Genomic DNA, 20,395 nt, shown 5'->3' with positions numbered 1-20,395 from the left:
TTCGGGCGAAGCTTCGGGCGCTACGCCCCGGCGGCGGTTCCATCCCATGTCTCCGCGAGGGGATTCAGATGGACGCCAGCTTCGGGGCGTACGGGCGCGATCCAAGGCCCGCGGTTGGGTGCGGATCGATGCATGAGCCATGACGGTTCGAATGGTGTGGCCTTCAAGCTTAGCGAGTGCAGCCCTTCATGGCGAACCTGACCGCCGTTCTCCGCAAGACGATCGACGGATTGCCCAACGCGTCGCCGCAGCTGCGCGCGAAGGTTTACGAAAAGGCGAGAGCTGCGATCACACGGCAGATCGAAGCGGCGAACCCGCCGCTCGAAGATCATGTCGTGGAAGCGCGCTATCGCGTTCTGGAAGACGCGATCCGCGAAACCGAGGCGCATTATAACCCGCCTCAGGACGAGGTGCCTCCGGCCGAGCTAGACGCCCGTGCGCCGGAGAGAGCCGAGACGCCGGCGCTCGAGCCGGTGCGAGCCGAGCCGGCCCCTGTGGCGGTCCCGGCGCCACCCGCGCCCGCCTTGCCGCAGGCCCCGCCGCCGGGGTTTGCCGCGCCGCGCCCGCTGCCGCCTGTGCCGGGCTATCAGCCGTCGCCGCCACCCATCATTCCCGAGCCGCAGGAGCCGGCCGAGGAATGGTCCGCACCCGTGCGGATCGAAGAGCCGCGCCGCGATCTGCCGCCGCAGCCGGCGGCGGAGCGTCCTTTGCCGCCTGTCTTTACGCCGCGCGCGACGCCCACGACCCGCCCGCCTCCGCTGCCGCCCACGCCGCGCGCACCGCTGAACGAGACGGTGGGTTCTGCGCGTCCCGGCGAGACGCCGGCCATGCGCCCGGCCTTCCCCGGCTCGCTCCCGCCGGTTCGCGCGCCGTCCTCCGGCCCGGAGCGGACGGTGCTGCCCGGCGGGCTGGAGCGCGCAGACACCGAGCTGCCGCGCGTCGGCGAAGTCGGCCCCACTGAGCCGGCCCCGCCCGCGCCGGTCGATCCGCGCGCGTCTCGGCAGCTGCGGCCGGCCTCGCTGCCGCTGCCGACGGCGGAGCGCTCGGGCGGCGGAGCACCGCCCTATGCCGGCATTCCCGAGCCCGATCTCGCCGCGCCGCGCTATCCCGCGCGCCGCGCGCAAGGCAAGGACCGCTCGCGGCTAAGCCTCGGCGTTGCGATCGGCGCGATCGTTCTCCTGGGCGGGCTCGGCACCTATTATCTCGACGACATCCGCTCGCTCGTCACAGGCGGCGGCTCGGGCCAGGTCGCGTCCAATTCGTCCAACACGACGGATTCCGCCGAACCCCCGGCCAGCGTTCCCGCCAACGAGACGCCGGCAACGGCTGCCGCGCCGCAAGGGGCGGTCAACGACACCGCGCCGGCCGCCACCTCGCCGGCGACCAACACGTCCACGGCGCGCCAGTTCACGCAGCGGCTTCTGCCCGATGGCAGCGAAGTGGACGAAGGCCCCGGCGTCGGCGGCGTCAATCCGCTGGAGGAGGGCACCAACGTGGTGGCGGCCGAGATCAATCCGGCCGCAACGCAGCCGCCGCCCACAGCGGCCGAGCCCGCTCCCACGACACCAACCCAGACTCCGGCTCAAGGGGCGATCCCCGTCGGCCAGCGGGCGGTGTTCTATGAAGAGCGCTCGGCCAATCGCGAAGGCACCCAGCAGGACGGAAACGTCGTTTGGAGCCTCGTGCAGGAGCCGCCGGCCGAGGGCAAACCCGCCGAGCCTGCGATCCAGGCGGTCGCCGACATTCCCTCGACGGGCATGAAGATGACCATGACGATCCGCCGCAACGCGGATCAGACGCTGCCTGCCAGCCATGTGATCGAAGTCATGTTCGATACGCCAAACGGCGCGCCGGGTGGCGGTATCGAAAATGTCCAGCGACTGGCGCTGAAGCCCACCGAGCAGGCGCGCGGCGAGCCGCTGATCGGCATTTCCGGCAAGATTTCGGACGGGTTCTTCATCATCGCGCTGAACGATCTGCCCGAAGCCGTGCGCAGCAATCTGGCCTTGCTCGGCAAGGAGGAATGGATCGACATTCCCTTGGCCTACAACAGCGGCCAGCGGGCGCTCATGTCGATCGAGAAGGGGATACCCGGCGCACGGGTGTTCAAGCAGGCGCTGGACGCCTGGGCCGCCAAGAAGAACTGACCGACACGCAGGACGGATCGAACCCCAACCCGAAAAGGCCGGAGATCGCATCTCCGGCCTTTTGCGCGTCTGGGGGCGGCGAACGGTCATCGCGGCATCGCATTCCGCAGCGTCAGGAGTCGCCCCGGGACACTGGAAGGAGGCTCCCTCCCGCAACATTAAGCCTTCGTCATGACGAGTTTGTAACGCAACAGCCCCACCGGGATGGCGTTATACTGTCATCACAACAAGGAAAAAACCTTGTCGATGATAATATCGAATGATGGAGAAGTAAAATGAGGGTCTACAAGGGATTTGCTGCTCTTCTGGTTGCCAGTACTGTTCTGGGAGGTGTCGCCTATGCGGCCGACGCGGTGCCCCAGGCGCCGGCGCCCACGCAAACCAAGCAGGAGGTTCGTCTGGAACGGGCGGTCGACAAGGATGTCGGGCGGCTGTCCACGGATGGCGCTCAGGCGCTGAGCGATATTCAGGCCGCGCGGTTCGCGATCTTCAATGCTCAAACGGATCAGGCCAAGACCTTTATCCATAAGGCGAAGGACGAATTGCAGAAAGCGGCGAAGGACGACTCGGTCTTCATGAAGGCCGCCTCGGAACTGGAAGCACCGATGAAGGCGCAGCCCGTTTCGACTGACGCGAAGGCCGATGCGAAGCCGGCGGATGCGGGCAAGGTCATCGCATGGCTACCGGTCGACTCGCAGATGTCGCTGGGCGAGGCCTTCCAGGCGACGCCTGAAAAGATCGCCGCCGTGACGAACGCCAGCCAGCACCTCAAGACGGACGATCGCCAAGGCGCACTCGAGAAACTCGCGCTGGCCGATGTGGATGTGCAGTTCGCGACCGCCGTTCTGCCGCTGGATCATACGATCAGCGACGTGAACAAGGCCGCCGACCTGATCGATCAGGGCCACTATTACGAGGCGAACGCCGTCCTGAAGGACACGACCGATCAGGCCATGATCAATGTCGTGGACATTTACGGCCAGCCCTACAAGGCCAAGACCACCAAGACGGCCGAGGCACACACGCCCAGCAAGACGAACACCCAGCCAGCCACCAAGGTCGATTGACCCGTGACGCGTCGGCTCAAAAGGCCCTTCCTCCGGAGGGGCCTTTTTCAGTGGGCGGGAGACTCCGATGTCAGGGCATGGCCTCTTCGGCGTCGCGGATCGCCTGGAGAAAGAGCTCGCCATAGCGCTCCAGCTTGGCCGCGCCGACGCCCGGAACCTTTCCCATCAAGCGCAACGTGCCCGGTCGCAGCTCCGCCATGGCGCGCAGCGTCGCGTCGGAAAAGACCATATAGGCGGGCAGGCTCTGTTCCCGCGACAAGCGCGAGCGCAGCTTGCGCAAGGTTTCGAAGATGAAGGCGCTTTCCTGGCTCAGTCCGTCCGCCACCGGAGCGGAGCGGCGGAACTCGGTCGCCTTGCGCGTGCGGTCCTTCCGCAGGACGATGCGCCGCTCGCCCTTGAAGACCGCGCGCGCGCCTTCGCCGAGATACAGCGCGCCATAGGATTGGTGATCTACCAAGAGCAGGCTGGCCGCCGTCAGCTGCCGAGCAACGGAATTCCAGGCGCGCGCGTCGAGATCGCGCCCCTGCCCGAAGACGGGGATCGTGTCGTGCCCGTTCTGGCGCACCTTGTCACTCGCCTTGCCGGTGAGCACGTCGATGACATAGGCGAGGCCGAAGCGCTCGCCCGTGCGATACACGGCGGCCATGAGTTTGACCGCTGCGTCCGTTCCATCCCAGGTTTCGACAGGCGAAAGGCAGGTGTCGCAATTGCCGCAACGCCCGTCATGCGCCTCGCCGAAATGGCGCAGGATCGCCGCGCGCCGGCATTCGGGCGTCTCGCAGATGCCGAGCAGCGCGTCGAGCTTGCCGCGCTCCACCCGCTTGATCGTTTCCTCCGAGCCGCTCTCGTCGATCATCCGCCGCCGCTGGACGACATCCTGCAAGCCATAAGCCATCCAGGCTTCGGAGGGCTGGCCGTCGCGGCCCGCGCGCCCCGTTTCCTGATAATAGGCCTCGACCGAGGACGGCAGGTCGAGATGGGCGACGAAGCGCACGTCCGGCTTGTCGATGCCCATGCCGAAGGCGACGGTCGCGACGAGGCAAAGGTTTTCCTCGCGCAGGAAGGCGTCCTGATGGCGCGCCTTCACCTCCGGCTCCATGCCGGCATGGTAGGGCAGGGCATAGATGCCTTGCGCGTTCAGCCACTCGGCCGTTTCCTCCACCTTGCGGCGCGACAGGCAATAGACGATGCCGCTATTGCCCTTATGCCCCTGAAGGAACTGGAGAAGCTGCTTGCGCGCATTGTCGCGCTCGACAATCGCATAGCGGATATTGGGCCGGTCGAAGGACGTGGCGAAGACCGGTGCATGTTCGAGGCGCAGCCGCTCGGCAATGTCGGCCCGCGTCGCGGCATCGGCGGTCGCCGTCAGCGCGACACGGGGCACATGGGGGAACTCGTCGGCAAGACTCGCCAACTCGCGATATTCCGGCCGGAAATCATGGCCCCATTGGCTGACGCAATGGGCTTCGTCGATCGCGAAGAGCGAGATGTCGAGGCGCGACAAGGTGCGGCGAAAGCCCTCGGCCGTCATCCGCTCGGGCGTGACATAGAGAAGGTCGAGCTGGCCGCTCGTCAGATCGCGCCAGATGGCGTTGCGCTCGTCCTCGCTCTGTGCGGAGTTGAGTGAGGCCGCGCGAATGCCGAGCTGGCGCAGCGCCTGAACCTGATCGCGCATCAAGGCAATCAAGGGAGAGATGACGATGGCGACACCGGGCCGGCAGAGGGCCGGCACCTGATAGCAGATCGATTTGCCCGCGCCGGTCGGAAACAGAACCAGCGCATCGCCGCCCGAGACGACCTGTTCCACGACCGCGCCTTGCTGGCCGCGAAAGCCCGGATGGCCGAACACGGTTTGCAGAATATGGGTCGGGTCGTTGTTCGAGGCGCCGGCCTCCGAGAACAGGGCATCAGTGGCGCTGGAGCGCGCGGCTGCGCGTCCGGGATCTGGCATGGGAAACTCCGCATCGTCGCGCCGGAATGTCGTGGATCGGGCTCTTGATCGCAAGCACTCCTTCACCTTTTTACGCGCGGCCATTTGGGCAAAGAAAAAGCCCCCGGCGGAACCGGAGGCTTCGTTCATTCATGGTCATATGCCCGATCAGGCCGTCGCTTCGGAGACGACCCGCAACTGGCGACGCGCGGCCTCGGCCGTGTCCTTCACGGCCTTCTGGACCTTCTCGAAGGCGCGCACCTCGATCTGGCGCACGCGCTCGCGGCTGATGTCGAACTCTCCGGACAAAGCTTCCAGCGTGATCGGGTCTTCCGCGAGGCGGCGCGCCTCGAAGATGCGGCGCTCGCGGTCGTTGAGCACGTTCATGGCCGAGCGCAACATGCCCCGCCGCTGATCCAGCTCGTCCTGCTCGACCAGGATGTCTTCCTGGCTTTCGGACTGATCCACCAGCCAATCCTGCCACTCGCCGCTTTCGCCCTCGGTCGCGCGGATGGGCGCGTTGAGCGAGGCGTCGCCGGACAGGCGGCGGTTCATCGAGACGACCTCTTCCTCGCTGACGCCGAGCTGGGTCGCGATCTGCTGCACTTGGTCAGGGCGAAGGTCGCCCTCGTCCAGCGCTTGAATGCGGCTCTTCATCTTCCGCAGATTAAAGAATAGGCGCTTCTGATTGGCCGTCGTGCCCATTTTCACAAGGCTCCACGACCGCAGGATATATTCCTGGATCGAAGCCTTGATCCACCACATCGCGTAGGTCGCGAGACGGAAGCCGCGATCGGGATCGAAGCGCTTCACCGCCTGCATCAGACCGACATTGCCTTCCGACACGACTTCGCCGATCGGCAAGCCATAGCCGCGATAGCCCATGGCGATCTTCGCCACGAGACGCAGATGGCTCGTCACCAGTCGATGCGCCGCGCCACGATCGTCGTGCTCGGCATAGCGCTTGGCCAGCATGTATTCTTCCTGCGGCTCCAACATGGGAAACCGGCGGATCTCATCGAGATAACGCGCCAGACCGCCTTCGCCCGACGCAATGCTCGGAAGATTGGCTCTCGCCATAAGGGAACCCTCCTTCTCTGTCGGCGATCGCTCGTGGCCGAGCCGGTCGCCTGATGGTCTGCCCCGCAGGCGCAAACCCTTCCACTCCGATATGGTGATCCGATAGCCGTATTGCACGGCCTCATGAGGGCGAACGAGGTTACAAATCGTTCACCCACCATTGACGCTCGGAGCGGGTCGTTTCGAGAGACCGGCGATCCGCTATCCTTTACGCGGCGTCGGGGGTGAAATGCCTGAGGGCTTCCACAAGTTCCTCTAGATCATCAGGCAGATCCGTCTCGAATTCCATCGGCTCACCCGTGGTCGGATGTTCGAAGACCAGACGGAAGGCATGCAGCGCCTGACGCGGGAACGCGCCGATCACCTCGGCCGCCGAGCCGAACTTCTTGGCCTTGGTCTTCAGACGCGCGCCGTAGGTTTCGTCGCCGACCAGCGGATGGCCGATATGGGACATGTGGACGCGGATCTGATGCGTGCGCCCCGTTTCCAGAATGCAGGCGACGAGCGAGGCGCTGGTCGCACCCTCGCCGTAGCGCTCCAGAACCTCGAAATGCGTCACCGCATGGCGCGCGTCGGCGCGGCCTTCCTTCACCACGGTCCGCTTGGTGCGGTCGGTGTTGGAGCGGCCGAGCGGCGCGTCCACCGTGCCGATCGGGCGCAGCGGAATGCCCCAGACAACCGCCTGATAGGCCCGCTCCATGCGCCCGTCCGAGCCGTGAGCCGCGAACTGATCGGCCAGCGAACGATGAGCCAGATCGTTCTTGGCCACCACCATGACGCCGCTCGTGTCCTTGTCCAGCCGATGCACGATGCCCGGCCGGCGCACGCCACCAATGCCGGAAAGTGTGTCGCCGCAATGATAGAGGAGGGCGTTGACGAGGGTTCCCGTCCAGTTGCCGGGGCCGGGATGCACGACGAGCCCGGCCGGTTTGTCGATCACGACGAGATCGGCATCCTCATAAAGGATCGTGATCGGGATATTCTCGGGCTCGGGCTCGGGCGCCTCGGGTTCGGGCATTTCGAGCGACACGGATTCGCCCGGCTGCATTCGCCGCTTGGGAGAGAGGACGGGGGCTTCGTCGATGCAGACTTGCCCCGCCTCGATCAGCGACTGGATGCGCGAACGCGACAATTCGCCATCCAGCGCTTGGGCCAGAAACTGGTCGAGACGCTTGCCGGCATCTTCCTCCGACACGAGGAAGCAGCTTGCGTCCGCTTCCGATCCGCTTGTACCAACAGCCGGAATGGCAACCTCCCACGATAAACCGGACAAGACAGTCATGAACGACGAGACGGGTGCGCAGCCCCCCCTGGACCCGGCCTTCGAAAAGATCCGGCGCAAGATGGTGCGGCTTCTGGCGCTGTCGATCGCCGTGCTGTTCGTGGGTCTTATCGCGGTTCTGAGCGCCGTTGTCTATCGCAGCTCGGGTCCGACCGTCACGGCCCTAGCCGAGCGCGGCGCGCCGATCCACCTGCCTGCGGACGCTCGCATTCTCGAATCGAGCCTCGGCGCGGACGCGATCCTCCTGCGGGTCGAAGCCGGCGGAAGGCAGGAGATTCTTCTCGTCAGCCGCGCGACGGGGGAGGTCGTGTCTCGCTATCCCATCCGCGCCGACTTGGGCGCCACGAATTCCTCCGCGCCCTAAAAAGGGCTTGCGGCTACCGGTCGCCGCAGCTATACGGCTCTCATTGGTTCGCGCCCATCGTCTAGCGGTTAGGACGGCGCCCTCTCACGGCGCAAACAGGGGTTCGATTCCCCTTGGGCGTACCAATAGAAATCCTCTCCTTCCTTGATGTTCGGACGCGCAACGCTGTGGCGCTCGCGTTTCTGGCTGTGGTCGTTGCTGCCTGCTGACGACAGGCGGCGGTTTCGCTCGTTTCTTATGCCTTTTGGGGGACGGCAAGCTGTAGAATGCCTATCGGGCCGGGGCATGTCGCCTGCCGTTTGCCGTAGGGCGGCAGGTTTGTGAGCCCATTTGAAATAGGGCTTGCGGCCCAAGCCCGCTGCCGCTATACAGCCCCTCACTGGTTCGCGCCCATCGTCTAGCGGTTAGGACGGCGCCCTCTCACGGCGCAAACAGGGGTTCGATTCCCCTTGGGCGTACCAGTTTGATATCTTCAAAATGAGCGATCGACGAAAGCCAAACCGTCTGCGGTTTGACGTGTGCTCGTGTCCGTCATCATTGCGATGGGCGACAGCCGATCAAGTCTCGCTCGCCATATGTCGCGGAGTCAGACGCACGGGGTGGGCTCCGGCGCGCCAGGTCTGGCGCTTTGCTTGACGGCTGAGGTTTCGGCTCGCACGCGTTTCCACGAGAGACAAGAGAATAGGCCGGTCGCATAGTCGCGCCTGTCTCGACGGCTCTGCGTGCTCAGCCCATTCCACTCGGACTATATCGAGGAAACACAATGCAGCCCATAGCCGGTGAGCCGATGGCCGCTTCGGCACGTCCGCATCGTCCCATATGGGATGCCTACCACGCCGGGCGACCGAACCGATCGCGCCGCGCCCTTTCCTCTCTGGGTGGCTCGCCGCGTCAGCGGCGGGCTTTGCGCGCTCGCACCGCTACGCGGGCAGTCTCCATGCGGGAGCGGGCGATCCAGACGAGCGCCGATGCGCCGAGACAGGCGGTTGCGACGGAAGCGAGCAGCGTGAACTCCACGTTGACATCCTCTTGGCTGGCCCGGTGAGGGCAGATGACGCAAGGGAGGTTAACGAGCGAAATCGACCCCGTCTCCTTCTTTTTCGCGAAATCGTCTTCAAAATCCGAACAGGATTCATAGGCTTCGACACGAAACGGGAACCCCCCTCGGTCGAAACGTCTTCCAAGCTTGTTCCTCTGCGTGGTTCGATGGATCAGAACCAAGCGGGGCGAATGATGCGCGGAAAGGAACGGAAGGCGTATGCTGGCGGAGAAAATGATCCCCCATCACAATCCCGCGCCAGCGCTCGCCATGCCGGCCGACGAGGCGGTCTGCGCAGATACTGCGACCCTCACGTCCACCCATGTCGTCGGCCGGGCTGCGCGAATGGCCTATCGGACATTGGGATTTGTCAGCCTGGGGTTGGCGATCGCGGGTGTGGTGCTGCCGGGCCTGCCCGCCACGCCTTTTGCCCTTCTCTCCGTTTGGGCCTTCGGTCGTGGCTCTCCGGAATGGGCCGCGCGCGTGGAGCGCGATCCGCGTTTCGGGCCAACCTTGCGCAATTGGCGCGAGCGGCGCGCCGTGCCCGTGAAGGCCAAATGTCTTGCGGTCGGCTCAATGGCGCTGAGCTACGCGCTCTTGTTCGTCAGCGGTGCGCCGGCTCTCGCGCTCTGGACCATCGGTCTCATTCTCGTCTGCGTGGCGTCCTATCTCGTGACGCGGCCGTCCGCGTGATGATGGTCGGCAAAGTTTCGTCCCCGGCAATCCCGTCTTCGATCCCAAGTCAGCCTCTTGTTCCGAGGGGCTGGAATCCTCACCTTCTCTCTGGATTTCACGAATAAGTGAAAGACAGATGGTCGCTTCGCGAAAGATCACGATTAGATCACGCCCGTTGTCAAACGTGAGAGCGACGGAGGCAGAAGCTTGAAAAGGGGAGGATGCCCATGCGCCTCCCAGGAAGATCGGGCCCGCTCTTCCTGGGAGGCGCATGGTTGGCTGCTCATATTCCTGTTTGAAAGATCCCTCGCGGGACTTGCGACAGCACCGTGTTTACGCCTTTGAAGGCTCAGTTTGAAATCCTTCTATCGTCCGTCACTGCGTCCTGAACCAGAGCCTCCGTTCTAAGCATTTTCTCATCATGGCCCAATCCTTCGACCCGAACCATTTCGCCGTACTCGTCGTGGAAGATGAACCTCTTCTGCTGTGGGACGCGGTCGATCTCGTGGAGGAGGCAGGGTTCAAGGCCTATGCGGCGTCGAACGCAGACGAGGCGATCCGGCTTCTGGAGCGTCATTCCGACATCCGCGTCCTTTTCACCGATGTCGATATGCCTGGTTCCATGGACGGATTGAAGCTCGCCCAAGCGGTGCGCGACCGTTGGCCTCCGGTCTCGATCTTTATCGCATCGGGCCATGTGAAGGTGACGGACGAAGATCTGCCGGAAAACGGGCTCTTCTTCGCCAAGCCTTATCCGCCGGCCTCGATCGTGCAGGCGCTGCGGAACATCTCCTCAAAACTCGCCCACTGATGTCGTTTCCGGCTTTCGCCGCCGTCGCGATATGAGAATGTCGCCGAGCGTCACGGGCCGAAACGGGAACACGTCCACCCCGACATCATACTGACCGGACATCGGCATCAGCTTGCCGTGCGAATGGCCGTGGAGATTGAGCGCTCCCTTGCCGCTGCCGTTCCAGGTTCGAAACGCGTAGTGGCAGAGCACCAGCTTTCGGCCGTCCACCACCAGTTCCCGATAGGACGAGACGCTGCTCCAGCCGGGGAGGCTCAGCGTCGCCTCGTCGTCATTGTTGCCCGCAACGAGATGCTTGCGCCCGTTGAGCCGAGCGAGAAGGGTGGCCTTTTCGTCGGCTGTTCCTTTGGCGAAATCGCCGAGATGCCAGACCTCGTCCTCCGGTCCGACCGCCGCGTTCCATTGTTCGATCAGCGCGTCGTCATGTGCGGCGAGGTTGGGAAAGGGGCGCTTGTCCAAGCGCAGAATGCGCGGATCGGAAAAATGCGTGTCGGCGGTGAAGAAGATCATGGCTCCTGCAACGCGCTGGCCGGCGCTTCGTTCGGGGCGCCGTCTCCTTCCTGCGGCCAGCGCTTCAGCGCTTCGAAGCCGGCCGGCGTCAGCTCGTAAGTGCCGCGCGCGGGGCTGGAGAACCAGCCGTAGACATTTCGATGCAGGATTTTTTGCGCGTTGGGACAGGCGGGGCGCAGGTCCTTCGGCCGCTTCGGGCCGTTTTCGAGCGCCAGCGCACAGCGCAGCGCCTCCTGCCGGTACGCCGTCATGATCGGTTGGCGGGTGGCACCGCCGGTCGCCGGATCGCCGCGCCGGCGTCGATGCTCGGCGACGAGGCGCGAGCGGCGCTTGGCATTGCGGCGGGGGGCGGGCGATTCGGGCGACAGGAGAACATGGACGCCGCCGTTGCCATCCACCGCCAGCACGCCGAAGCCAAGCCGCCGGCACAGATCGCGAAAACGCCGATCGCCCTCGCGCCCCTTGCCGCGTGCCGACAACGGGCCGGCCAGCCAGATTTCGTCGGCCATGGGCGCGCGGTCGACGCCCTGCAGCACGAGTTCGAGATTGAACTGAAGCTTCAACTCGCAGACCACGACAATGGGCGGCTCGCCGTCCTTCAACGCCAGAAGATCACAGGAACCAATCTCGCCCTTCACGCTGAAGCCCAGCGTTTCGAGAAAGCGTTTGACCGGCAGATACAGGGCGGTTTCGCCGATGGCGGCAGGCGCAGTGGACATGCGCCCCCGCATACAGGACAAGCCTTGCCGTGGCACCCGCCTTTCGGCTCCGGCCAAGGCGCGTCGCCCTGTCGCAGCACAAGGGAAGACGGCACAGCCATGCCCCCCATCATCGAGATCTTCGACCCCACCGATCCACGGATCGAGCCCTTTCGCGATGTGCGTGACCGCGACCTGCGTGGGCGGGACGGGTTCATGGCGGAAGGCAGCGTGGTGCTGGATCAGCTCGCGCGCTCGGAGCGCTTTCGGGCGGGCGCGCTTCTCATCCTGCGCAATCGCCTGGCGGGATTGGAGCCACGCTTGGCGAGCTTCGGGCCGGACGTGCCCATTTATGTGGCCGATTCGGAAGTCTTCGACGCGATCGCCGGCTTTCCGGTTCATCGCGGCGTTCTGGCCTATGGTGTCGCGGCCGAGCTAGAAACCGACGCGGACTGGAATGCTCGTCTATCCGCGATCCAGCGCGATAGGGGCTTTGTCGTCGTCGCCTGCGGCCTGTCGAACCACGACAATATGGGAGCGCTGTTTCGCAATGGCGATGCGTTCGGTGTGGGCGCCGTGATCCTCGACCAGATGGCCTGCGACCCGCTGTATCGCAAATCCATCCGCGTTTCCGTCGGCTCGGTCCTCACCATCCCGTTTCGGCGGATGGAGGGGGTGCGGGCCATTCACGCCTGGCTGGCGGGCCTGGGCTTCGAATGCCTGTGCCTGTCGCCGGCCGGCGACATCGCCCTGCATGAACTGGGCACCCACCGGGCGCGGGCTCTGTTCCTGGGCACGGAAGGCGAGGGGCTCGACCCGGCCTTTCTCAGCGACGTGCGCTCGCTGCGCATCGCCATGGCGCCCGGTCTCGACAGTCTCAACGTCGCGACTTCGGCCGCGATCGCGCTCCACCATTTCTTTTCCCGGCGGTTCGAGCCGAGCTGACCGCCGGAGCGGGGTCGGGTTCTGCAGGCGATGTCGCCGCCATGGCAGGCGCGTTCGCAACGGGCGTCGGCGAGATTGCGGGCGTGTCGGAGAGAAGCGAGCGGACGCGGGCTGCCAGGCTGGGCACGCCACCTTCGCGCGGAGGCTCGGGCCGCTCGATCATCTCGCGCAAGCGCGAGTTCGGCCCTTCGGCCTCGATTTCTTTCTGGATGACGCGCGCCGCGATGTCGCTGATCCGCTCGCGAATCTCGGCGTTCTCACTCCCATCGCCGCGCTCCGGGCCAGACTTGATGTCGGTGGTCGCCTGATTGCTCTGCAACACGGCTCGAAGACGGGCGCTGCCGCTGGGGCGGGCGTTTGACGTCGCCATGGCTGCGAGCGCCGCGTCGGGCTCGACGGCGGCGATCGGAGCGGGGACTGGAGGGACTGCGCCTTCGGGCTGCGAGGCGCGTGCAGGCACGCGTTCGCGCGCGACGCGCAGCGCCTCCGACAGGTCCACCACGCGCGCATCGGCCGCGGCGATATGCCGGCGCTGTTCGTCGGAGCGTTCCTTGAGAGCCTGATGGCGCAAAGCCAGCGCTTCCATCTCCTCGGCCCGCGCCTGAAGCTTGGCGCGCAGGTCGTGGCGATGCTGCACCAGCTCGTCCCGCTCGACGATCACGGTGTGCAGACGCTCTTCGAGTTTGGCGATCGTCCTGTCGCGCTCGGCAAGATGGCCTTCCAGCTCCCGACCGCGCGTGACGAGGTGGCCGTTCTCGACGATCACCCGCCCGGCTTCGCCGCGCTCGCGCACGGCCTGCTCCATCAACTCCTGCGCGCGGCGCTCCTCGCGCCGGATGTCGAAGGCGGAGGTGGCGCGCACCAGATCCATCTCGGCGCGGATTTCGTTTACGCTGGTGGGGATCGTGGCATTGAATTCGCGTCGGGCCAGCCGCTGTGCCCGCCGCCAGACGAGCGGGATCAGCAGGAGGAGGATCAAGGTCGCCGTCAGCGCGCCGAGCAGAAAGATAAGGGCTGTCGCGATCATCACTATCCCAGCGCTCCCCGGCGCGCAGGCCTTGTCCCTCGGAAAGGGAACGAATGGGCTTGGCGCAGGCCGCGACGCAGCCGGCCGAGGCCTTCTACGCCGAGCCCCGCCGCATTGACTAGACGTCGTTATATGGCAGCCGGATTGGCTTCGGGTAGCGGTTTAGAACGGGTTCCAGGTGGGCGCCGGCGTCAGTTTGAGATAGCCGATATTGACGCCCAGACGCGCGCCGAGCCCCGTGCGGATCGGAACGAGCGTGATGGAATCGCGCTGGAGCAAGGTCATGCCGACGCCCCCCACGAGATAGGCATTGCCCGACACACCGGCATAGCGCCCGTAGAGGCTGTTCACCGAGGGCAGATCATAGACCAGCATCATGGTGCGCGCCCCGTCGCCCCCGGCATCGAAGCCGATCGACGGACCTTGCCAATAGACGTGATGCTCGCCCGCGTTCTTGGTGAAGAGCGTGCCCTCGCCGTAGCGCAGGCCGCCGATGAAGGCGCCCGAGCCTTCCTCGCCGAGAATATAGCCGTTCGGCAGGCCGCGCTCCTGGAAGGCTCGCTCGATGACGGTGGCAAGGCCCCCTGCGGTCGCGCCGAAGAAGCGGTGCCCTTCGGTGACGATCTCCTGCATCGTATAGCCACCGCCCGATTTCTGCTGAGCCGAGGCCGGCGCGAGAAGCGGGGGCGACAGAGTGGCTCCCATCGTCAGAGCGGCGAGAGACAGAAGGCGGAGTGGCCGGAGGAGGCGCTGCATGGATCGTATCCCTCGGAACGAGCGGGCGCGTGCGGCTGCGCATGTTCGGCACAGCCTAGATTTGACATGGTTTCCGAAATCCTAAGATGGCGGAACAAAAGCGCAAAAGCCGTGTGCTGAGTGCCCGAACGACGAAGAGCGGCATCCGCGCGGCGGGCTAGCCTGTTGCCGTTACCGCACGCGAGCGGCGGAAATGGGAGGAAGCCGCGATCCGCCCTCGTGTGGCGGCCCGCCACATGTTAGGCGGCGTATCAGACAATTTTAACCATCAGGACGCACGGAGCCGAGATGACGCACCTGCCCGACTTGTCCGCTGCGGATCTGGCCGCTCTTCTCGCCAGCCGTCTGTGCCACGACATCATCTCTCCCGTCGGTGCGGTGCAGGCCGGTCTGGAACTTCTGGACGAGATGCCGAACGATCCCGAGGCCATGGCCTTGGTGCGGCGTTCGACGCAGAGCGCCGTCGCCAAGCTCCAGTTCGCGCGGATCGCCTACGGCTCGTCGGGCTCCACCGTCGCCCAGATCGATATGGGCGACGCCAAGACGGTGGCCGAAGGCTTCATGTCCTTCGAAAAGGCGGAACTCCATTGGGAAGGCCAGCGCGCCTATGTTCCGAAAAACGTCGCCAAGCTGGTTCTCAATCTGATCGTGATCGCCAACGCTTCCGTGCCGCGCGGCCGCACCGTCACGGTGCGCGTCGAGGAACTGGAGCCGCGCCTTCGCATCAATCTGACGGCCAGTGGCAAGCCCTTGCGCGTGCCGGCGACCTTCCGCGCGCTGCTCGGCGGCGAGACCATGGCCGAGCCGATCGACGCCCATGGCGTCCAGCAATATTACACGCTGCTTCTGGCTCGCGAGTGCGGGGCGACGATCACCCTGGCGCAGGAAGGCGAAACGGCGGTGTTCAGCGTCGAGCGCGACTGATCGCCCTCATTTTTCCGGTTTCCTTTACGCTTCCTTCGCCGCGTTTGGGAACCGAACGGAAAAGCGCGAGGCTCTAGGGTGGGGTATTGCCCCCGTGCCGAGAGTCCCGCGCCATGCCCTCCTGTCTTGTGATCGACGAGAACAACATCGTCCTGAAGGTCGCCAGCCGCGTTCTTTCCGGCCTGGGTGCGGAGACGGTGGGCGCCCTCAACATGAACGAGGCGCTGGCGGCTCTCGCTCAGAGAAGCAATGGGTTCGATCTGGTTCTCCTGTCGGCCACCATGCCCGATATGCCGGTCGATGTGGCGCTGCGAACCTTGCGCGCCGGCGCGGTGCCGAGAGCACCGATTCTCGTTTCGCTGGTGGAATCGAATCTCGGATTGATGACCCGCAGCAAGCGCGCGGGCGCCAGCGGTTTCCTGTTTCGTCCCTTCGATCGCGCGACGCTGACGGCCTGGGTCCAGCCCTATCTCCCCGTGGCCGCTTGAGGCTCCGGCAGCTCCCAAGCGATGAAGGCCTGTCCTGACAAACGGACGGCGTGATTCGGGTGCGAGGCTTGGAACGGGGCGTCGATGGCGTTCGAAGTCGTCTCGCCTTCCGCGCCGGCTGCCAGCACGCGTGCGCTCGAAGCAGGGCGCAAAGGCCGTCGCACGCGATCCTTCCGAAGCTGATCGACCCATGAGCGGGCACAGCAAAAAGCCCGCGGCCCCTCATGGGCTCACGGGCTTTGTTGTCGGCGGCAGGCCTGGAGAAATCAGGCTGCGCGGGTATCTGCGTCCGGCTCGCGCAGCACATAGCCGCGACCCCAGACTGTCTCGATATAGTTCTTGCCGTCGGTCGCGGTCGCCAGCTTCTTGCGCAGCTTGCAGATGAAGACGTCGATGATCTTCAGTTCCGGCTCGTCCATGCCGCCATAGAGATGGTTCAGGAACATTTCCTTGGTGAGCGTCGTGCCCTTGCGGAGCGAAAGCAGCTCCAGCATTGCATATTCCTTGCCCGTCAGGTGGACGCGCTGGCCGTTGACCTCGACGGTCTTGGCATCGAGATTCACCGTCAGATCGCCGGTCACGATCACCGACTGAGCGTGGCCCTTGGAGCGGCGCACGATCGCATGAATGCGGGCAACCAGCTCGTCCTTATGGAAGGGCTTGGTCATATAGTCGTCCGCGCCGAACCCGAGGCCGCGAACCTTGTCCTCGATTCCCGCCATGCCGGACAGGATGAGAATCGGCGTCTTGACCTTGGCCAGACGAAGCGTCCGAAGAACTTCATAGCCGGACATGTCGGGGAGGTTCAGATCCAGCAGGATGATGTCGTAATCATACAGTTTGCCGAGATCTACGCCTTCCTCGCCCAGGTCGGTCGTATACACGTTGAAGCTCTCGGACTTCAGCATGAGTTCGATGCTTTGCGCGACCGCGCTGTCATCCTCGATCAAAAGAACGCGCATCATCTATTCCTCTGCGTCAGCCCAGTCGATCGCCTTGAAACCGACGAGGTTGGAGTTCGTGTTCTGCTGGATCGAGCTTCGCATCGAATGGTTAACAATCGCTTCAATTTCTGGCTTCCTGTCGAATTGTTGTGGCAGCTTTTGCTTAAGATCGCCGGTGTTACCTTGAAGCCACAAACTGCGAGCTGAGAAACAAAGAAGACGTGTGTTTGAACCGTTCGATTTACTGGGCCTTAAATCCTCGCCCCATATGATTAACGGTGCGCGTAAACAGGTGGTTAAAGCTAGCTTTCGAGGCTTGCCCGAAACCTCACCTCGCGACGCGTCACGGGGCCACATGTGAGAGGCCCTATGGAAGAGGAGAGTGAAGCGTGATGCCGAAACGTGAGAATATCATGCGCCTGAGCCGCTTCAAGGTGACGGAGAAGCGGCGGCAGGTGGAGCAGCTCCAACTGATGCTCAATGAATTCGAGCGCATGGCGGCCGAACTGGACGCTCAGATCAGCAACGAAGAAAAGAAGTCCGGCATCACGGATATGGCCCATTTCGCCTATCCGACCTTCGCCAAGGCCGCCCGGACCCGCCGCGACAATCTGATGAATTCCGTAGGCGACCTGCGCATTCAGATGAACGCCGCCCGAATCTCGCTGGAAGAGGCGGAGGCGGAATACGCCAATGCCGAAAAACTCGAACAGCGCGAATCGACCGATGATCGGCGCTCCGCCGTCGCCTGACATTCAAGGCGAGCCTTCGATCGCGTTACAAAGGCCTAGCGCTCCGGCGCGGGCCTTTTTTCGTGTTCAAGCCTGAAGCAAGCTTGCGACTCTAAACACCAGCGAGACGAAGGCCGTGCAAAACCGCCGTCCGAGGACTTCGTCGCGCGTCACATGCGAAAACCCTCGAGGGCAAAAACGAAAAGGACCGGCTTTCGCCAGTCCCGTCGTCCTGCCTCATCATGAGGGAAGGGGCTCGTCTCCCTAGTGGAGATCGGCCTTCTTGCGGTACTCCTGAATCTGCGTCGTGCGCAGCCCGGCCAGGCCGTGACTGTCGATCGACACCTGCCAGGACAGGAACTCTTCCACGGTCAGCGTATAACGCGAGCAGGCTTCGTCGAGGCTGAGAAGCCCACCACGAACCGCTGCCACGACTTCGGCCTTGCGACGGATCACCCAACGTCTAGTGTTGGATGGCGGCAGATCGGCGATCGTCAGGGGGCTGCCGTCGGGCCCGATGACGTATTTCACTCTTGGTCTAACCTGATCGGTCATTGAACTCTCTACACTCACGCAAAGACCTAATCGCTGTCGTAAGTTAGCCCTGAGCATCTAAAAAATCCGCTAAGCCCCTTGAAACACTTTGATAAGAGGTTGTCTCAAGTCCGGCGCAAGGATGGCCTGCCTGGGCGGTCTCTCGGAATGGGTGAAAAGCCATTCCCGATCAGGCGGTTGGCAGGGGCGGTCGCAGCCTTTACATACGGGCTTTGACTGGCCGCCACGCGCGGAACTTCGCGAGAGTCTTCGCCATGCTGAACAGCCTCGATCTTCCGAAGGCGCCCGCCGAGACACGAATTGTCGTCGCCATGTCGGGCGGCGTCGATTCGTCCGTCACCGCCGCCCTTCTCAAGGCGGAGGGATACGACGTCGTTGGAATCACCTTGCAGCTCTATGATGGCGGCGCGACGCCCAAGCGCGCCGGCGCCTGCTGCGCGGGACAGGATATCGCCGATGCAAGGCGCACGGCCGAGATTCTGGGAATTCCGCACTATGTCCTCGATTACGAGGACAAGTTTCGTCAGTCGGTGATCAATCCGTTTGCGGAAAGCTATCTGGCCGGCGAAACGCCCATCCCCTGCGTGGCCTGCAATCAGACCGTGAAGTTCCGCGATCTTCTCGCGACGGCGCGGGATCTGGGGGCCGACGCTCTGGCGACCGGGCATTATATCGAGTCGCGGCTGAACGGGGCGCACCGCAGCCTGTATCGCCCCGCCGACCTCGACCGCGATCAGAGCTATTTTCTCTATGCGACGACGCAGGAGCAGATCGATTTTCTGCGCTTTCCGCTCGGCCGTCTCACCAAGCCGGAAACGCGCGAGATCGCGGCCCGCTTCGATCTGGGTGTCGCATCCAAGCCCGACAGCCAGGATATCTGCTTCGTCGCCAAGGGGCGCTATAGCGATGTGATCGCCAAGCTGAAGCCCGATGCGGGCGCGCCGGGCGATCTCGTGCATGTGGACGGGCGTCATCTCGGCGAACATGCGGGCATCGTGAACTTCACGATCGGCCAGCGGCGGGGCCTGGGTCTTGCCTCCGGCGAGCCGCTCTACGTCGTGGCGATCAACGCCCGGACGCGCACCGTCACCGTCGGCCCGCGCGAGGCGCTGGCCACGCGCCGTCTGGCGCTGCGCGACGTCAACTGGCTGGGCGGCGAGCCCTTGCACGAGGCGGCCGCGCGCGAGCGGTCGCTCTTCGTCAAGATTCGCTCCACCCGCCCACCGGCGCCGGCCCGCCTCGGGCTGGGTGGCGGTGAGGTCTTCGTGGAACTCGCCGCTGGCGAAGAGGGCGTCTCGCCGGGGCAGGCCTGCGTCTTCTACGACGGCGAAGGGGCCGGCGTTGAGGTTCTGGGCGGCGGCGTCATCGCGCGCACCGAGCCCGTATCGGCGGCGTCGCGCGCGGCCTGAGGGCGCGTCAGGCCGCCGGCGCGCGGGGCGAGGCGAGGTTGAGGATACGCACCGTCTCGACCGCTTCCGCCGCGCCCGTGCGCGGCTCGGCGCGCGTCGCGATGCAGTCGATGAAATGACGCAGTTCCCGGTCGAGCGGCAGGCCGGGCTCGGTCTGCTGGTAATCAGCGTCCGCGCCCTGGAAGGCGAAATGCGCGCCGTCCCGCCAGACCTTGTGTCGGTAGAGCGCGAGCTTCTGCCCTTCCGGTGCCAGATCGTCGAAGGTCAGCATCCCCTCCGTTCCGATCACTGAGAAGCGCCGGTCGCGATAGGGCGAGACGCGCGAGACATGGATCTCGCCGGTCAGGCCGTTCGCGAACCGAAGCGCGATGTCGGCGGCGTCCGTCTCGTCGCTGAGCACGGTGCGGCGCAGCGTCTCGACACACTCCGGCGCGCCGCCCGCCATATGCAGAACCAGAGACAGATCGTGCGGCGCGAGATCCCAGACGGCATCCATGCCGAGGAACCGGCCGAGCCCGAGGCGGGTCGAGAGGATATGGCGCAGCTCGCCGATCGCCCCCCCGCGCACCAGCGTGTCCAGTGCCTCGAACACGGGATGAAAGCGCAGGACATGGCCGACCATGAGAAGCCGGCCCTCGACCTTGGCGACCCGCGCGGTCTCCTCGGCATCCGACAGGTCGAGCCCGATCGGCTTTTCGATCAGCACATCCTTGCCCGCCTGAAAGGCGCGCCGCGCCGTCGGCCCATGCAGGCGCGGGGGCAGGGCGAGGACGAGACCCTGGATCGTCTCGTCGGCCAGAATGTCGTCGGTAGAGCGCGCCGGAACGTCGAATCGCTCGGATAGGGCGGCGGCCCGCTCGGGATTGCCGTCCGACAGGGCGGCGAGGGCGCCGATCTCCTTGAGGGTGCGAACATGGTTCTGCCCCCACTGGCCGCAGCCGATCACGGCGATCCGAATGGTCATGATGGATGTCCTCATGCGCTGCATCTGCACCGACCCCGCGCCTTCGCGC

Annotated in this window: 20 protein-coding genes and 2 tRNA genes; 12 read left to right on the top strand and 10 right to left on the bottom strand. The window is 64.8% G+C overall.

Features of this window, described 5'->3' with window-relative positions; translation table 11 throughout:
• Positions 1-188 precede the first annotated feature (188 nt).
• Both NS365_RS13515 and NS365_RS13510 read left to right on the top strand, forming a co-directional pair.
• A complete protein-coding gene (locus NS365_RS13515; protein ID WP_058600797.1) occupies positions 189-2,147 on the top strand; it encodes a hypothetical protein in 1,959 nt (652 codons plus the stop codon).
• A 275-nt stretch (positions 2,148-2,422) separates the two neighbouring features.
• Complete coding sequence (locus NS365_RS13510; RefSeq protein ID WP_058600796.1) at positions 2,423-3,214, top strand: YfdX family protein; 792 nt, start codon at positions 2,423-2,425, stop codon at positions 3,212-3,214.
• Positions 3,215-3,284: 70 nt separating this feature from the next.
• Here the strand turns inward: NS365_RS13510 and recQ are convergent, their stop codons facing one another.
• The 3 genes from recQ to NS365_RS13495 form a co-directional block, all read right to left on the bottom strand.
• Positions 3,285-5,165: a DNA helicase RecQ gene (gene recQ, locus NS365_RS13505; protein WP_058600795.1), complete on the bottom strand. Its 1,881-nt coding sequence runs from the start codon at positions 5,163-5,165 to the stop codon at positions 3,285-3,287.
• Positions 5,166-5,312: 147 nt separating this feature from the next.
• Positions 5,313-6,224 carry an RNA polymerase sigma factor RpoH gene (rpoH, locus tag NS365_RS13500; RefSeq protein ID WP_058600794.1) on the bottom strand — a complete coding sequence of 304 codons (912 nt, stop codon included), beginning with the start codon at positions 6,222-6,224 and terminating at the stop codon, positions 5,313-5,315.
• A gap of 208 nt (positions 6,225-6,432) precedes the next feature.
• A complete protein-coding gene (locus NS365_RS13495) occupies positions 6,433-7,419 on the bottom strand; it encodes an RluA family pseudouridine synthase (protein WP_244498446.1) in 987 nt (328 codons plus the stop codon).
• An 85-nt stretch (positions 7,420-7,504) separates the two neighbouring features.
• On the opposite strand from NS365_RS13495, the gene NS365_RS13490 reads away from it, so the two are divergent.
• From NS365_RS13490 to NS365_RS13470, 5 genes are all read left to right on the top strand, one after another.
• Positions 7,505-7,870, top strand: coding sequence for a hypothetical protein (locus NS365_RS13490; protein WP_058600793.1), 366 nt, complete (start codon positions 7,505-7,507; stop codon positions 7,868-7,870).
• A gap of 50 nt (positions 7,871-7,920) precedes the next feature.
• Positions 7,921-7,995: transfer RNA gene (locus NS365_RS13485), tRNA-Glu, on the top strand.
• 261 nt (positions 7,996-8,256) lie between these two features.
• Positions 8,257-8,331: transfer RNA gene (locus tag NS365_RS13480), tRNA-Glu, on the top strand.
• Positions 8,332-9,128: 797 nt separating this feature from the next.
• On the top strand, positions 9,129-9,602 hold the full coding sequence (locus tag NS365_RS13475; RefSeq protein ID WP_244498445.1) for a YbaN family protein: 474 nt from the start codon (positions 9,129-9,131) through the stop codon (positions 9,600-9,602).
• Positions 9,603-10,005: 403 nt separating this feature from the next.
• Positions 10,006-10,395 carry a response regulator gene (locus NS365_RS13470; protein ID WP_058600792.1) on the top strand — a complete coding sequence of 130 codons (390 nt, stop codon included), beginning with the start codon at positions 10,006-10,008 and terminating at the stop codon, positions 10,393-10,395.
• Here the strand turns inward: NS365_RS13470 and NS365_RS13465 are convergent.
• Both NS365_RS13465 and NS365_RS13460 read right to left on the bottom strand, forming a co-directional pair.
• A complete protein-coding gene (locus NS365_RS13465) occupies positions 10,378-10,905 on the bottom strand; it encodes a metallophosphoesterase family protein (protein ID WP_058600791.1) in 528 nt (175 codons plus the stop codon). The genes NS365_RS13470 and NS365_RS13465 overlap by 18 nt on opposite strands.
• Positions 10,902-11,624, bottom strand: a complete 723-nt coding sequence (locus NS365_RS13460) for a DUF2161 domain-containing phosphodiesterase (protein ID WP_193753437.1) — start codon at positions 11,622-11,624, stop codon at positions 10,902-10,904. Before NS365_RS13460 ends, NS365_RS13465 begins: the two co-directional genes overlap by 4 nt.
• A gap of 99 nt (positions 11,625-11,723) precedes the next feature.
• On the opposite strand from NS365_RS13460, the gene NS365_RS13455 reads away from it, so the two are divergent.
• Complete coding sequence (locus NS365_RS13455) at positions 11,724-12,548, top strand: TrmH family RNA methyltransferase (RefSeq protein WP_058600790.1); 825 nt, start codon at positions 11,724-11,726, stop codon at positions 12,546-12,548.
• On the opposite strand, the gene NS365_RS13450 is transcribed toward NS365_RS13455, so the two are convergent.
• Complete coding sequence (locus NS365_RS13450) at positions 12,481-13,575, bottom strand: hypothetical protein (RefSeq protein WP_058600789.1); 1,095 nt, start codon at positions 13,573-13,575, stop codon at positions 12,481-12,483. The genes NS365_RS13455 and NS365_RS13450 overlap by 68 nt on opposite strands.
• A gap of 162 nt (positions 13,576-13,737) precedes the next feature.
• Entirely contained in the window at positions 13,738-14,331 is a 594-nt protein-coding gene (locus NS365_RS13445; protein ID WP_058600788.1) for a DUF1134 domain-containing protein, read from the bottom strand.
• Between the two features lie 288 nt (positions 14,332-14,619).
• Here NS365_RS13445 and chpT point away from each other — a divergent pair, with 288 nt between their 5' ends.
• Together chpT and NS365_RS13435 are read left to right on the top strand one after the other, a co-directional pair.
• Positions 14,620-15,255: a histidine phosphotransferase ChpT gene (gene chpT, locus NS365_RS13440; protein WP_058600787.1), complete on the top strand. Its 636-nt coding sequence runs from the start codon at positions 14,620-14,622 to the stop codon at positions 15,253-15,255.
• A 113-nt stretch (positions 15,256-15,368) separates the two neighbouring features.
• Positions 15,369-15,743, top strand: coding sequence for a response regulator (locus tag NS365_RS13435; RefSeq protein WP_058600786.1), 375 nt, complete (start codon positions 15,369-15,371; stop codon positions 15,741-15,743).
• A 266-nt stretch (positions 15,744-16,009) separates the two neighbouring features.
• On the opposite strand, the gene ctrA is transcribed toward NS365_RS13435, so the two are convergent.
• Positions 16,010-16,705: a response regulator transcription factor CtrA gene (gene ctrA, locus NS365_RS13430; protein ID WP_058600945.1), complete on the bottom strand. Its 696-nt coding sequence runs from the start codon at positions 16,703-16,705 to the stop codon at positions 16,010-16,012.
• A gap of 374 nt (positions 16,706-17,079) precedes the next feature.
• Here ctrA and NS365_RS13425 point away from each other — a divergent pair, with 374 nt between their 5' ends.
• The gene (locus tag NS365_RS13425; protein ID WP_058600785.1) at positions 17,080-17,439 is read left to right on the top strand and encodes a flagellar FliJ family protein; all 360 of its coding nucleotides are present in this window, start codon (positions 17,080-17,082) and stop codon (positions 17,437-17,439) included.
• 243 nt (positions 17,440-17,682) lie between these two features.
• Here NS365_RS13425 and NS365_RS13420 read toward each other — a convergent pair whose 3' ends face one another.
• The gene (locus NS365_RS13420; protein WP_026358527.1) at positions 17,683-17,973 is read right to left on the bottom strand and encodes a DUF1153 domain-containing protein; all 291 of its coding nucleotides are present in this window, start codon (positions 17,971-17,973) and stop codon (positions 17,683-17,685) included.
• Positions 17,974-18,227: 254 nt separating this feature from the next.
• Between NS365_RS13420 and mnmA the strand changes: the two genes are divergently transcribed.
• Positions 18,228-19,382, top strand: a complete 1,155-nt coding sequence (gene mnmA, locus NS365_RS13415; protein ID WP_193753436.1) for a tRNA 2-thiouridine(34) synthase MnmA — start codon at positions 18,228-18,230, stop codon at positions 19,380-19,382.
• 7 nt (positions 19,383-19,389) lie between these two features.
• On the opposite strand, the gene NS365_RS13410 is transcribed toward mnmA, so the two are convergent.
• Complete coding sequence (locus tag NS365_RS13410) at positions 19,390-20,346, bottom strand: Gfo/Idh/MocA family protein (protein ID WP_058600943.1); 957 nt, start codon at positions 20,344-20,346, stop codon at positions 19,390-19,392.
• Positions 20,347-20,395 lie beyond the last annotated feature (49 nt).

This window comes from Aureimonas ureilytica, assembly GCF_001475935.1.
In the GTDB taxonomy this organism is placed as follows: Bacteria; Pseudomonadota; Alphaproteobacteria; order Rhizobiales; family Rhizobiaceae; genus Aureimonas; species Aureimonas ureilytica_A.
Note: the sequence above shows the minus strand (reverse complement) of the source record. Positions and strands in the feature narration are given on the sequence as shown.